At 53.3% G+C, this 14,579-nt stretch carries 11 protein-coding genes; 9 read left to right on the top strand and 2 right to left on the bottom strand.

Annotated elements, in window-relative coordinates:
* The first annotated feature begins 53 nt into the window (after positions 1–53).
* From ligA to MKX51_RS28125, 5 genes are all read left to right on the top strand, one after another.
* Entirely contained in the window at positions 54–2,066 is a 2,013-nt protein-coding gene (gene ligA, locus MKX51_RS28145; RefSeq protein WP_340994634.1) for an NAD-dependent DNA ligase LigA, read from the top strand.
* A gap of 220 nt (positions 2,067–2,286) precedes the next feature.
* The gene (locus MKX51_RS28140; protein WP_340995729.1) at positions 2,287–4,008 is read left to right on the top strand and encodes an alkaline phosphatase; all 1,722 of its coding nucleotides are present in this window, start codon (positions 2,287–2,289) and stop codon (positions 4,006–4,008) included.
* Positions 4,009–4,020: 12 nt separating this feature from the next.
* A complete protein-coding gene (locus MKX51_RS28135; protein ID WP_340994633.1) occupies positions 4,021–4,746 on the top strand; it encodes an ABC transporter ATP-binding protein in 726 nt (241 codons plus the stop codon).
* Positions 4,743–5,987, top strand: coding sequence for an ABC transporter permease (locus tag MKX51_RS28130; RefSeq protein ID WP_340946704.1), 1,245 nt, complete (start codon positions 4,743–4,745; stop codon positions 5,985–5,987). The genes MKX51_RS28135 and MKX51_RS28130 overlap by 4 nt, the downstream gene beginning before the upstream one ends.
* A 13-nt stretch (positions 5,988–6,000) precedes the next feature.
* Complete coding sequence (locus MKX51_RS28125; RefSeq protein WP_340994632.1) at positions 6,001–6,906, top strand: hypothetical protein; 906 nt, start codon at positions 6,001–6,003, stop codon at positions 6,904–6,906.
* A gap of 82 nt (positions 6,907–6,988) precedes the next feature.
* Here the strand turns inward: MKX51_RS28125 and MKX51_RS28120 are convergent, their stop codons facing one another.
* On the bottom strand, positions 6,989–8,263 hold the full coding sequence (locus tag MKX51_RS28120) for a molybdopterin-dependent oxidoreductase (protein ID WP_340994631.1): 1,275 nt from the start codon (positions 8,261–8,263) through the stop codon (positions 6,989–6,991).
* 182 nt (positions 8,264–8,445) lie between these two features.
* On the opposite strand from MKX51_RS28120, the gene MKX51_RS28115 reads away from it, so the two are divergent.
* The 4 genes from MKX51_RS28115 (at position 8,446) to MKX51_RS28100 (ending at position 12,849) form a co-directional block, all read left to right on the top strand.
* Positions 8,446–9,153: a response regulator transcription factor gene (locus MKX51_RS28115; RefSeq protein ID WP_036694776.1), complete on the top strand. Its 708-nt coding sequence runs from the start codon at positions 8,446–8,448 to the stop codon at positions 9,151–9,153.
* Positions 9,154–9,171: 18 nt separating this feature from the next.
* The gene (locus MKX51_RS28110) at positions 9,172–10,278 is read left to right on the top strand and encodes a sensor histidine kinase (RefSeq protein ID WP_340994630.1); all 1,107 of its coding nucleotides are present in this window, start codon (positions 9,172–9,174) and stop codon (positions 10,276–10,278) included.
* Positions 10,279–10,381: 103 nt separating this feature from the next.
* Complete coding sequence (locus tag MKX51_RS28105; RefSeq protein ID WP_340994629.1) at positions 10,382–11,011, top strand: hypothetical protein; 630 nt, start codon at positions 10,382–10,384, stop codon at positions 11,009–11,011.
* A 92-nt stretch (positions 11,012–11,103) separates the two neighbouring features.
* Positions 11,104–12,849, top strand: a complete 1,746-nt coding sequence (locus MKX51_RS28100; protein ID WP_340994628.1) for a transglycosylase domain-containing protein — start codon at positions 11,104–11,106, stop codon at positions 12,847–12,849.
* A 10-nt stretch (positions 12,850–12,859) separates the two neighbouring features.
* Here the strand turns inward: MKX51_RS28100 and MKX51_RS28095 are convergent, their stop codons facing one another.
* Positions 12,860–14,110, bottom strand: a complete 1,251-nt coding sequence (locus MKX51_RS28095; RefSeq protein ID WP_340946709.1) for an MFS transporter — start codon at positions 14,108–14,110, stop codon at positions 12,860–12,862.
* Between the last annotated feature and the right edge of the window lie 469 nt (positions 14,111–14,579).

Genomic DNA, 14,579 nt, shown 5'->3' with positions numbered 1-14,579 from the left:
GCTTTTGGATCACGCTAACCGTAGGAAACCCATTTGACGGAGGGATGTGCCGGATGGATATTATGTTCACGATGGAAGAACTTGTTGCCGAGCTGAATCAATACAATTATCACTACTATACGCTGGATACCCCGCAGATCAGCGACAAGGAATACGATGTTCTCTACGATAAGCTGGTAGCACTGGAAGCGGAGAGCGGAATTGTGTTGCCGCATTCTCCGACCCAGCGGGTAGGCGGGGAGCTGCTGAAGGGGTTCACACCGCACCGCCACCTGGCACCGCTGTGGAGTCTGGATAAGGCACAGAACATTGAACAGCTTCGTACCTGGAACACCCGTGTGCTGAAGCTGGTGAATGATTATAACACCAAGAACCCGGACAATCCGCTGCCGGAGCCGTGTTATGCCGTGGAGCTGAAGTTCGATGGCTTGACGCTGAACCTGACCTATCGTGACGGGGCGCTTGTACAAGCAGCTACCCGTGGCAACGGGGTGACAGGTGAGGGAATTCTGGCTCAGGTGAAGACGATCAAGTCCGTTCCGCTGAATATTCCGTTCAAGGAAGGCGTTATTGAAGTGCAGGGCGAGGGAATTATGAATTTGTCTGTATTGGCGGATTATAATACCCGCGCAGCAGAGCCGCTGAAGAATGCACGCAACGGTGCGGCGGGTGCGCTGCGCAACCTGAACCCGAAGATGACTGCCGACCGCAGGCTGAATGCTTTCTTTTATAATGTGGGGTATGCAGAGGGCGTGCAGTTCGCCGATCATCAGGAGATGATGGATTTCCTGCGCAGCAACCAGTTCAAGGTTAACCCTTACCTCAACTATTTCAGCAATTTCGATGATGTGACCGAGCAGCTGGCAGAGATTGAAGAGAGCCGTTCCGGTCTGGATTATCTGATTGACGGAGCGGTTATTAAGGTCACGGACTTCCGCATCCGTGAGGCGCTGGGCTATACCGACAAGTTCCCGCGCTGGGCCGTAGCCTATAAATTCGAGGCGGAAGAGACCACAACCATTCTGGAATCTGTAAGCTGGAATGTCGGACGTACAGGCAAGGTCACTCCGCTTGCGCGGGTAGAAGCTGTAGAATTAGCCGGTGTTACGGTGCAGAACTGCACACTTAACAACGTAGGCGATATTGAGCGCAAGAATCTGAAGTTTGCTCTGGGTACACGGGTATTCATCCGCCGCTCCAATGATGTTATCCCGGAGATTCTGGGTAAGGTGACAGAAGAGAGTGACGGCGGGGAGATACTATTCCCTGAGGAATGTCCAGCCTGCGGGTTCCCGCTGGAGATGCGCGGCGCTCATCTGTTCTGCAACAACAAGCTTGACTGCAAGCCGCAGATTGTCAGCCGGATTACGCATTTTGCCTCCAGAGATGCCATGGATATTGAGACGTTCAGTGAGAAGACGGCGGCTCAGCTGCATGAAGAGCTTAGTGTACGGGAGCCTGCGGATCTGTACGAGCTAACCTTCGACCAACTGGTGAAGCTGGAACGGTTCGGAGAGAAGAAGGCGGCGAATCTGCTGAAGGCACTTGAAGACAGCAAAGGGAGAGATCTGGCATCCTTCCTCTATGCACTCGGCATTCCTAATACCGGCAAAGCCACGACAAGAATGCTGGCCGACCATTACCGCAGCCTGGAAGCCGTCATGTCTGCTACAGCGGAGGAACTGGCCGGACTGCCGGATATCGGAGGGATTGTGGCGGAGAGCATCGTGAATTATTTTGCCGACCCGTTCGTAGTGGTTAGCATCGACCGTATGCGGGCGCTGGGGGTAGAGGCCAAGGCTCCTGAAGCTCCGCGTGTAGTCAATACGAATACCTATTTCAGCGGCAAAACAGTTGTCTTGACCGGTTCCCTGCAAAAAATGACCCGCGAGGAAGCCGCCGAACGCCTGGAAGCTCTGGGAGCCAAGGTATCCGGCAGCGTCTCCAAGAAGACTGACCTGGTCATCGCCGGGGAGAAGGCGGGCAGCAAGCTGGCCAAGGCTCAGCAGCTCGGCATTCAAGTCATTGAGGATGAAGACGAGCTGATCCGCCTGCTGGAGATGTAGAATAAGGATTATCAACGGATATTGAATGTAACAGAACAGGAGTCCTGTACTTCCTTTGCCTGACGGCGGAGGGATACAGGGCTTTTTATATGAGTAGCCTTTATATGTTTCACATGAACACTTGATAATTTAATACAACTCCATACTTATTTTGACAGTTAGTTAATCTTTCCAAGGTAAGCTTGGGATTAGAACCGTCACAATGAGGAAGGGGTATATGATGAACAAGTTAATGAGGGGCATGATTTTTGGAGGATTGGCGGCAGCCGTAGTCTCAGGAGCAACACTTGCAGGGGCGGCCAAGAGCCCGGCTAATTCCGGGGGCGCTGCCAAGGCCCAGTCTAAGAATCTTATCGTTCTGATCGGCGACGGCATGGGCCCGGCTCAAGTGTCTGCGGCAAGATATTTTCAGCAATATACCAAGGGAGTCAAGCACCTGAATCTCGATCCATACTACGTGGGACAAGCTACTACATATGCAGACCGGGGAGAGGACAGCGGAAAAATCGTATCCGGGATCGTCACAGACTCCGCCTCTGCCGGTACTGCATTTGCTACAGGCCATAAAACCTATAACGCAGGCATCAGCGTCTCAAACGAGGATATCTCCAAGCCCTTTGCTTCCATCATTGAAGCTGCCGAGAGTGCAGGCAAGGCCACAGGTCTTGTGACCACTGCCCGGATCACCCACGCCACACCAGCCGTGTATGCTTCCCATGTCCGTAACCGTGACAATGAATCGGCGATAGCCTCACAGTATCTGGAGAGCGGTGTAGATGTGCTCATGGGCGGCGGGAAGCAGTTTTTCCTGACCAAGGATGAGAAGGGCAAGCGTACGGATAAGAACCTGCTGCCTGACTTCAAAGCCAAAGGCTATACGGTGGTTGAGAATACCGCAGCCTTAAATGCACTTACTTCCAAGAATACCAAGGTGTTAGGCTTGTTCGGTAACTCCCATGTGGCTTACACGCCAGACCGCACTCCGGAAATTCCAAGCCTCTCGGCGATGACCTCCAAGGCACTGAATATTCTGTCCGCCGATAAAGACGGCTTCGTCATGATGATTGAAGGCGGGCGTATCGACCATGCCGGTCATGCCAACGATCTGCCGACCCTGGTGCAGGAAGCGCTTGACTTCGACGCCGCCTTCAAGACAGCAGTTGAATTTGCGAAGAAAAACGGTAACACCTCCGTAGTGGTTACTGCTGACCATGAGACAGGCGGTCTCTCACTCTCGCGTGACAATATCTATGAGATCAACATCGATCTGTGGAACAAGCAGAAGCACTCCTCCGAGAGTCTGGCAGCAGATCTTGAAGCAGCGCAGACACCGGAAGAGATCCGCAAGATCGTAACGGCAAACACCTGGATCACGGATCTGACGGAGGAGGAAGTTACCCAGATTATGAATGGTGACGGATCTTCGTACAAACGGGAGGGCGCATATAATGCAGTGATCTCCAAGCGCCTGCTGGTCGGCTGGTCGGGTCACGGCCACTCTGCAGTGGATGTTGGGGTGTGGGCGTATGGCCCGATTGCTGACAAGGTGAAGGGACAGATTGACAATACGCAGATCGCAACTATGGGAGCGGGAATACTGGGACTGGATCTGAACAAGCGTTCCGCAGAGCTGCAGTCGAAGTATGTCTATCCGAAATTCAAAATCAGCCGCGACAATGAGGTGCTCTACCCGGCTCAGGCTCTGGTTAAGGCGCTTGGAGGAACCTATACAGGGAATGCTTCTGCTGCCAAACTCACTATTGGAAAGAATACGATCGAGGTCGATCTGACCGCTAAAACAGCGAAGCTGAACAGCAAAGCGGCCGCATACACGGTGGATGTGGATAACAACGTACTCTACCTTCCGCTTAGTGCATTCAACCAGTTGAAGGGCACGACCTTAACCTGGGATGCGTTATCCGAACGCATTGTGCTCAGATAGGAGTGGCTCTTATTGCTTCAGATTCAGAATTTGACCAAACAATTCAAAGTGGACGGCAGAGCTGTACCGATTCTCAATATCCCCCTTTGGAAGGTTGAAAAGGGAGAGTGCGTAGCCATTACCGGACCCAGCGGGTCCGGTAAAAGCACGCTTTTGCACCTGATCAGCGGCATTATGCGTGCAGACAGCGGCAGAATTACCGTAGACGGGCAGCCGCTTCACGAGTTAACTGAGGCGAAGCGCGATGCCTTTCGTGCTTCTGCTATCGGCTATGTGCTTCAAGACTTCCATCTGATTCCTTCGCTGACCGCACGGCAGAATGTCGAGATTGCCATGACGGCCCGGCTTCCGCAAAAGGAGAGACGGCGCATAGTGGACGGCTGGCTGGAGCAGGTAGGTCTGGGTGGCCGCGGAAGGCATCTGCCTTCCCAGCTCTCACGCGGGCAGCAGCAGCGTGTTGCTATTGTAAGGGCCATGGTCAATCACCCGCCGCTTCTGCTGGCAGATGAACCGACCGGCAGCTTGGACTGGGAGACAGCCGATGAGATATCCTCTCTGCTCCTGGAGCTTAGCGCGGCGCATGGACACACTTTAATCGTGGTAACCCATGACCTCAATATGGCTGAACGGTTTCCACGCCGCTTGAACATTCAGGATATCAATGAAGTGCGGCGGGAGGCATTATCCCGGCAGCGCTCTTCGCTCAGTGGGGTGGACAAGGAGGGGATTTCGCTATGAGTCTGTTCCGGCTCACTCTCCGCAATGTACTGCACCGGCGATTCCTATCTCTTCTTACCGTGTGTGCAGTGGCGATTACCGTTGCTTTTATCGTTTTGCTTGTCCTCTCCCGGCAGAGTGTGGAGCAGGGGGCCAAGAAGGGATATGGACCCTTTGACCTTGTCATAGGAGCAGCGGGAAGTGAGACGCAGCTGGTGCTCAATACCTTTTATCATATCGGCGCACCAACCGGGAATATCCCGCTCACTGTTCTGGATGAGGCACGGCAGGACCCGTCTGTGGAAGCCGCCTTTGCGATGACCACGGGCGATAACTACAAGGGGTATCCGATTGTCGGGATAGATTCCGGTTACTTCTTCACCCGCTATGGCGGCAGCAGGCTGCAGGAAGGTAAGATGTATGCCCATACCGGTGATACGATTATCGGCTCGTATGTTGCCCAGTCACTAGGACTGAAGGTAGGCGATACCTTTGCGGGGGCGCATGGACTTGTGCAGGGAGAAGACCACGAATCCGCAGCGGCTGAGCACGAGGAGGGTCATGAGGAGGAACATGAAGCCGGAGAGTCAGGCGGGCATGCCCATGAGGATTTTCGATACAGGGTAGCGGGTATTCTTCCAGAGCTCCATACTCCAGATGACCGTGCGGTCTTTACAACGGTGGACTATGCCTGGGCTGTACACGGGCTCGCGCCTGAGGAACGGGAGATTACGGCGGTGCTCGTTAAGCCGGCCAGTCTGCTGGGGGCCCATGATTTGAAGCAGGCGTTCGATGGCAGCAATGGTGTCCAGGCGGCGTATACCAGCAAGGCTGTGTCCGAGGTGTTGAATGCAGTGGATCAGGGCTCCCGGCTGCTTGGGATGCTGACAGCCATATGTGTGCTGCTCGCAGCTATTGCGATTCTATTATCTCTTGTTGCAGCAGCCTCGGAGCGGACCAAGGATGTCGGAATACTGCGTCTTCTCGGAAAATCACGGGCCTACGTATGGCTCTCCCTGACCACAGAAGGCCTGCTGGTAACAGCAACCGGACTTATCGTGGGGCTTGTAATCGGACATCTCGGAGCTTATCTGCTTAAGGATATGCTGTTCTCGCAGGCGGGTATTCAAATCGAGCCCTACCACTGGACACCGGAGCATGGGCTTATTGTGCTTGGTGCGCTGGCTATAGGTCTGCTGTCCTCGCTTGGACCGGCCTTCCGGATGTACCGGATGCATCCGCTCGCCTTGTTCAAATCATAGGAGGTACGTTCAATTGATACGACTACAAGGAAGAATGCTTCTGCTGTCAGGAGCTGTGACAGGTATGCTGCTGCTTCAGGCATGTGGCCAGAATGCTGCTACTAACGGAAACGGGGAGTCCTTTACGGCGGTGTCAGAAGCTCCGCAGAGCACTGAGGAAGTCGCGAAGGAAGCACAGATATCCTCATACCCGTCTCCGCAGGCCACTGCTCCAGTAGCCAAAGACGGAGCTGCTGCATCCGCTGCTCCATCCAAAGGTACGGATGCCGGATCTAAGGTGACGGTTACGTTCAAGCCGTCTCCCGCGCCTACTGCTGCACCTGTAGGGACGGCTACCCGGAAGCCCTCCGGAAAGACTGTAACTACTACCCCGAGCCCGGCCGCCTCTTCTTCTGTACAAAGCCCACGCCCAGCGGCAGCGGTTAAGGATACCGGGGGGAGCAGCGTTGTAGCGGAACCCGTCAAGGCTGGATCTGCTCCGGCATTAAGCGTGTCACCGTCACTGTCTCCGTCTGCGGCACCAGCGGCAGCGGCTACCGTGAGTGCTGCCTCCACAGGGAATAAGGCCATAGACTGGAGTGGTTTTTTTGATGGAGACGATCAGACCCGGCCCTCAGAGCACTTCTGGGATCTCAGCGGACAGCAGGTGACCATTAAGGGCTTCATGGGTGAGGTCCTTTCTTTTGAGAAAAACTGGTTTCTGCTTATTCCCGAACCGGGTGCCGAATGTCCGTTTGATAATGGGGATGAGACCTACTGGAACAAGATTATGATCGTATTTGTTCCTGAAGGCAGTAAGCTCCGGTACACCTCAGGTCCGCTGGAGATATCGGGGCGCCTGGATGTTGGAATCAAGATTGACGAGTCCGGCTACAAAACCATGTTCCGCCTGTACGACGCTTCCTTCACCAGCCTGTGATCCATTAAGCAAGAACCAAAAAACCTCCAAATCCCGGATTGGGAAAGGAGGTTTTTGTACTGAATAGAGGACAAAAGCTACATTACACCCGCTTCGCACCCGGCAGCCAGGCATCCTTATCGTATCCCCGCTGTTCCCAGTACCCGGTATAATCTTCATTGATTAACTCAATCCGGTTCAGCCATTTGACGGACTTATAGGCATACATTTGCGGAGTCACCAGTCGAACCGGCCCGCCGAGTTGATTGGGGATAGGTTTGCCATCGTGCATCACGGCCACCATGATATCGTCCATCCTCGCCTGATCCAGAGTGAGTGAGTCCGTATAGACACCGTCTCCCGAGTAGAGCTTGACCATGACGGCCTCAGGCTGCACACCGGCCATATCGAGCAGCTTCGAGAGGGGGAGGCCCTCCCATGTATTTTTGTACACAGACCAGCCGGTCACGCAGTGAAAATCACTGACCTGTACCTCGCGCTGCAGCTTGACGAACTCTTCCCAGTTCCAGCTCAGCTTCTTATCCACCAGCCCATCAATGGTAAAAGACCAGTTGGAGTTGTCGAACGCAGGAATGGCCGTGACCGTATATACGCGAAAGCTGCCCTCGGCTCCCCCGCCGATAGGAGGTGCCGATTCCGCCAGCGGAATAGGATCTGGAATCAATGCATTGGCATTGGTTGCCGTATAGTCGGCTGTACCCGGGAACTGCAGGGATTTACCGATCCAGCGGACAAAAGTAGGGCCGAGCGTGACAGCAAGCCCTGCGCCTACCGCAGCCTTGATGAAACCACGGCGTGAATACATAGGCTGGGCTTCAGAAGGAGCCGCGCGCCGTGCCCGTCCTGCGGGTGAAGAGGCCTCTTCAAGGGGGACAGCTTCTGCCACAATCGTGCGCTTCTGGGGCTCCTTCAACCATTTCACCCGGGTAATGGAGTGATAGATGATAACTGGAAGGCCGACCCAGGTCAGCAGATCATGAATGAATAACGCAGTATTCGCTGCTCTCGGCCCGGCAAGCCTGAACTGCCAGAGCACAACCCCTGAGATCAGCCAGCCGATCAAAAGCGTAAGCACGAAGAGGACGTTGGCTTTTTGCGCAGGTTTACCCTTCAGCCGCTTCCAGTGCTTCGCTGCCAGGAACAGATAGTAGACCACAGGGATCAACAGCGCCAGTCCAAATACGATATGGCCCCATTTCAGCCACACTCTGCCCTCGCCCAGCAGCTCTCTCCAGAAGCCGCCCACTAGCATCAGACCGCTAACGGCAAGGATTAAGACCAGCCAGGCATTCCACAGGTGAATCGAGACGAGCTTCTTTCCGTATCCTTTACGGATGCCGGTCAATAATTTTTTCACCTGCAGTCCCTCCCGTTGATGAATAAGTGTCCAACACCATATTAATTTAAGTTTTAACTAATTGTACCGCAAAAAAACACCGCTGAATAATATTACCCCGATCAAGCCCGACCGTATGGTTGCCTTCCCTGAACTTTTTCTTATAGACTAATGGAAAGAGCTAAGGAAAGGATTAAATGCCCGTGAACCAAGAAACGATACTGCTGGTGGATGATGAAGTGGAGATTGTGGAACTGCTGGATATCTATTTTCGCAATGAGGGGTACCGGCTGCTTAAGGCATTTGACGGAAGGGAGGCGCTTGAATGCCTTGGCAAGGAAGAGGTGGATCTCATTATACTCGATGTGATGATGCCACACATGGATGGGATTGCCGCCTGCATGAAGATTCGTGAAGAACGCAACATGCCGATTATTATGCTCTCCGCCAAGAATGCCGATATGGACAAAATCCTTGGACTCAGCATCGGTGCAGACGATTATGTGGGCAAGCCGTTTAATCCGCTGGAACTGGTGGCGCGGGCCAAATCGCAGCTGCGCCGTTACCATAAATTGAATCGGGACACTTCTGCCAGAACGAATGAGCACGAACTGATCTTTGAAGATTTGCTGATAGATACACTTCGGCATGAGGTAAGTGTGGACAATCGCAAGGTGAAGCTGACACCCCGCGAGTTTTCTATCCTGGAACTTCTGGCGCGGCATCAGGGACAGGTGCTCAGTATGGAGCAGATTTATCTGAAAGTGTGGAATGAGCCTTTTCTGGATGGTGGCAACACCGTGATGGTGCATGTCCGCAATATCCGCGACAAAATCGAGCTGGACGCAAAGCAGCCCCGTTATGTGCAGACTGTATGGGGCATTGGCTACAAACTGGATCATCCATCCTGAAAGCTGAGGGGAACTGTAGTGAACACCAAATATATAAGCACCATCCGCTGGAAGTTTATCTGGGCCTTTGTGCTGAGTATTTTGTCGGGGGCAGCTCTGCTTTTGGCGGGCTATCGGCTGGTTAACTCTTTAAATTATCTGCAGCCGGCGCAGCCCTCCGCACTGTATTCGCGTACTCTGAAATGGATGATCAACCATATCGGTTCAGCGCCGCTGATGACCGCTGTCGGGATTGCCAGCTTCCTGATCTTCTTTTTCATCTATACGCGTAAAATCGTCTCGTACCTCGAAGAGATCACCAGCGGTATCCAGCAGATCACGAAGCTTGATGAATCGCACCGGATTGAGGTCCGAACGTCGGACGAGCTGGGGGTACTTGCGGAGAACATCAACATTATGTCTGAGCGGCTACAGCATTCGCTGCTGGAAGAACGCAAGGCTGTCGAGTCCAAAAACGAGCTAATTACCGGTGTATCGCATGATCTCCGCACTCCGTTGACCTCGGTGCTTGGCTTTTTGGAGTATATTGAGCAGGACCGCTGCCGGGAAGAGGCGGAGATACGTTACTATGTAGGGATTGCCTATCAGAAGTCATTGGTGCTGCGCAAGCTGATTGACGACTTGTTTGAATACACGCGGGTTAACAGCAGCAGACTGCCGTTAGTGCTGGAACGGCTCGATCTCAAGGCATTTATGCGCCAGCTTGCGGAGGAATCGGTTCCGGCACTGACCCGTGCAGGCATGACTTATGAACTGCAGGATGATACCGAATCGCTGTGGATTGAAGCGGCACCTTACGAATTGGTGCGTGCTTATGAGAATCTGATTGCCAATGCGATCCGGTACGGGAAGGATGGAAGAAGGCTTGAGATTGGACTCAGCTGTGAAGGTAACGATGCAGTTGTGCGGATCAGCAATTTCGGCGAGATGATTGCGGAGGGGGATCTTCCACATATTTTTGAGCGGTTCTACCGGGCGGAGCGCTCCAGATCGCAGGTTACCGGGGGCTCGGGATTGGGTCTGGCGATTGCCAAGGGAATTGTGGAAAGGCACCATGGGGAGATTACGGCTCACAGCACCAGATCCCGGACTGACTTTGTTACCCGGTTTCCGGTATCCTCCTGACAATCTTCAGTATTTCTTAAGAAATGGCAATGGTGTTTCTTAAGATTTAGCCGATATCCTTGGGCTATGGGATGAGACCCGGGGAGGCAGGAGAAGTTGGCTGATGTCAAAAATACACACGATCCGCACACTTTACCTCTACATATTCTGCGGTAGCGTTCTGCTTAGTGCAGGGCTGTTGCTGCTTATGCGGGGGATTTTTACTATGTTCTACTCCTGGTATACGCCGGAATCGGCTGTGCTGTTTGTCCGTTTCATGCATTGGATCATCAATCATATCGGCGCAAGACCGGCGGCTGTCATGATGTTCACCGTTGTATGTGCAGGGCTGTTCCTGCTCCGTTCACAAAAAGCAGCCAACGATACTACCGCGCTGCTGCGCGCCGCGGAACAACTGGCGGTTCACGGCGCCTGTGAGCTTGCGGACCTTGAGGTGCAATCGGGTGGGGAATTCAGACGGTTGGCTGCCAGTCTGCGCCGGATTCATCAGGCCGGATTGCGGCCAGCAGCGGCCCCTGCACCGCAAATACTAATGCCGGAGCCGGATGCACAAGAATTCATGGCGCTTATTTTGCGGACACGGGCGTTGATCCGCATGCTGGAACTGACAGTGGCGGAGTCAGAGGAAGAGGTCTGTAATATCCCTGCTGCAGTTTTGCAGCAGCTGGCGATGGCTAAGCAGGAGGCATTGGGAATGGAAAAGCTTCTGGAGCATTGGACTCGGCAGGTATGAGAACAGGACGGAGATCGCTGCTGCGTATTTGCTATGCCGTTTTTGATCTGACAGTCATCCTTGCTATTCTCATGCTAGCAGGAATTATTTATATGAGTCATTATGGAAAGCTGATGCTGGATCGTTATCCGGAGAAAATGATTTTACCGGAATCAAGTGTCATTATGGCCTCTGACGGAACAATGTTGCGGAGAATACCGCTACCTGAGACAGGCTACCGAATCAAAGCAGGACTTGGAGAGATGCCGCAGCTGCTCATCGATACTTTCATTGCTGTTGAGGACCGCCGCTTTTACAGTCATAAGGGTCTGGACTATCAGGGAATAGCCCGCGCATTAGTCAACAATACCTTACGTATGGGGGTATCGGAGGGTGGAAGCAGCATCACTCAGCAGCTGGCAAGGGGGTTGTATCTGAACCGGGGGCAGAATCTGCTGCGTAAGCTGAACGAGGCCTCAATAGCGTTGGCGCTGGAGAAGCAGTTATCGAAGGATGAGATTTTGCAGCTGTATCTTAATCAAATTTATATGGGGCAAGGGCAATATGGGGTGAAATCTGCAGCGGAGCGTTATTTTGGTATAACTGATCTGGAGCAGTTGGAGATTGGACAGATCGCGACACTGGCGGCTATTCCCAAAGGGCCTTCCATCTATAACCCGGCAGACAACATTGAATTGTCAACAGGCAGACGGGATCTGGTCCTGCGGATTATGCAGCAGCACAAGCTGATAACAACCGAGCAGATGACGGCAGCAATGAAGAGCACCTACGTACCTCCGATTAAGGATAAGACTGAGATTGTCGGGGCGTCCTATATGGATGCGGCAATTCAGGAAGCGATGCGGCAGACAGGATTATCGCAAAAGGAGCTAAGCACAGGCGGTTATACACTGGTGACGGGCATGAATATTGAGGCGCAGCGGGCTATGGAGCGGGCCTTCTCACAGGAAGAGGCATTTCCGCCGGATGGCAAAAACCAGAGAGCAGAAGCAGCCATGGTCATCATGGACCAGCGGACCGGTGAAGTGGCCGCACTGTTGGGCGGGCGAAGCCCGCGTACAGGCGGTCTGAACAGAGCCGTAACTCCTTCCCGGCAGCCAGGCTCCGCGCTCAAGCCCATTATAGATTATGGACCGGCGCTGGAGAGCGGGAAATATACGCCGGACAGTCTCCTGCCTGATATTAAAACAACCTATGGCAGCTACAGTCCGGCTAATCTGAACGGTGTATATCGTGGGCAGGTGAGCATGAGGGTTGCCCTGCAGCAGTCCATTAATGCCCCAGCGGTATGGCTGCTGAAGCAGGTGGGGGTCAGCTATGCCCGTGGGTTTGCAGCCAGGCTGGGAATGGAACTCGCTGCAGAAGACAACCATCTGGCTATTGCCCTTGGAGGTCTGCATAGCGGGGTTTCTCCGCTCACGATGGCTCAAGCCTACACCGTCTTTGCAAATGGAGGCATTCTTAACAAGGCGTATCTGGTGCGTAGTATCAGGAATTCGCAGAATCAGGTGGTGTATTCACATGTCGCTGCGCCGCAGCAGGCCATTTCGGTACGTACCGCAGCGGATATGACAGCGATGCTCCGTCAGGCGGTGAATGAAGGGACGGGCAGACGGGCGCAAATGAACGTTACGGTGGCCGGTAAGACAGGAACCACGCAGCTGGACCTGCCGGGAGTTCCCGGCAAGGCCAACCGGGACTTATGGTTTGTAGGCTATACCCCTAGATGGACAGCGGCAGTATGGATGGGTTTCGACCGCTCTGATCCCGACAACTACATGACTGCCGGCAGCGGGCTTGCAGCTGCTATGTTCTCCAAGGTTCTCTCCATGCTATGAATAGATTTGCTTATTCCGCCGCCCATTCCTCCAGCTTCTTGTCACCGGGCAGCAGCAGCGCTAGCAGGCCGAGCAGCGGCAGGAAGCCGCAGGCCACGAACACCGTGGCGATTCCGATCGTGTCGATCAGATGCCCGATCACGACAGAACCAATTCCGCCAAGCCCGAAAGCAAGGCCGGTTATTAGACCCGAGACCGTACCGATATTGCCCGGGTACAGCATCTGTGCGTAGATTACGGTTACGGAGAAGCTGGACAGCAGGATGAACCCAGAAATGATCAGCAGCACGGCGGCCCAGAACTGGTTCACAAAAGGCAGGGCCAGCGCAAACGGCACCGTCCCGATCATCGACACCAGAATCAGATTACGGCGGCCGAAGCGGTCTGCCAGCGGGCCCCCGAAGAAGGTGCCGACAGCGCCCGCAGCGAGATAGATGAAGATATAGATCTGAGCCTTATCCAGCGTCATCCCGTATTTGTCCATTAGATAGAAGGCATAGTAACCGCCGATGGAGGCACCGTACCAGGATCGCACGAATACGATAAAGACCAGAATGACGGTTGTAATGAGAATACGTTTGCTGCGGGCAGGGTCGATGGACCGTGCCGCTGACTTTTTGCGGAACGTGTATCCGGCATCCAGCATCTCGCGGTACCAGCGGGCCACATAGGCCTGGATGGCCACCCCGGCAGCGGCGATAACGGTGAAGCCGAGAGCGCCCATCTGTCCGAAGGGAATGAATACCCACTTCATTAATAGAGGACCCAAGGCCTGGCCGGCGTTGCCGCCCACCTGAAATATGGATTGCGACAGCCCCTTGCGCTGACCGGCAGCCATATGAGCCACGCGCATGCCTTCCGGATGGAACGCTGCTGATCCGAAGCCCACAAGCATTACGGACACAATCACTAATACATAATTGCCGGCAAAAGCGAGCAGGAAGACCCCGGCAAAGGTACAGCACATCCCCAGCGGGAGCAGGATCGGACGCGGCTTCCGGTCAGCGGCGAAGCCGATAATAGGCTGAATCACCGAGGAGGTGAGATTCAGCGCGAACGCAATCCAGCCGATCTGGGCATAAGAGAGCACCAGGTTATCCTTTAGTACAGGGAACATCGCCGGAATCAGTGCCTGAATGGAATCATTGAATAAATGAACAAAGCTGACAGCAAGCAAAATGCGGTAGATGGTAGCCTGCTGCAGATTGCGTGATTCACCCAAAGAGCCGGGTGGAGCTTGAGGCAGGGTCTTGTTGGACATTTGAACTCCTTTCAGGAACAGTTAATAAGTAAGTTATCTATGGATACGAAGATAAATTCTATTGTAGCGACAAATGAAGCATTATGGGAATCAATTTGTGCAGGGGAGCGGTCAACTATTCATTATTAACTCAAAAAAAGTGGTGCTTAATCTTTGTTTCAAAAAAGACTTGCAAACGTTTGGAACGCGTGATATATTATCTCTTGTGCTTATGAGACATCGACGCTGAATTGAGCGGCGGAAGAAAAATAAGTTGACAACAAACGTAATAAAATGATATGATCTAATTCCTGTGCAAGATACATAAGATTGAAATGCCGGGAGCAAGTTCTTTGAAAACTGAACAAATGGAACGCTTTAATTTTTACAAGATTCATTTATGAATCGTCAGTTTCAAAATGAGCAATCGCTCTTTTCGATAGTTTTCGGATGGTTATTTCCTCGAAGTGATTCGGGTGAAGTATCCGCT

The sequence above is a fragment of the Paenibacillus sp. FSL M7-0420 genome, from assembly GCF_038002345.1.
Taxonomy (GTDB): Bacteria; Bacillota; Bacilli; order Paenibacillales; family Paenibacillaceae; genus Paenibacillus_AQ.
The sequence above is the reverse complement of the archived record's forward strand: the minus strand, read 5'-3'. Positions and strand labels throughout refer to the sequence as shown.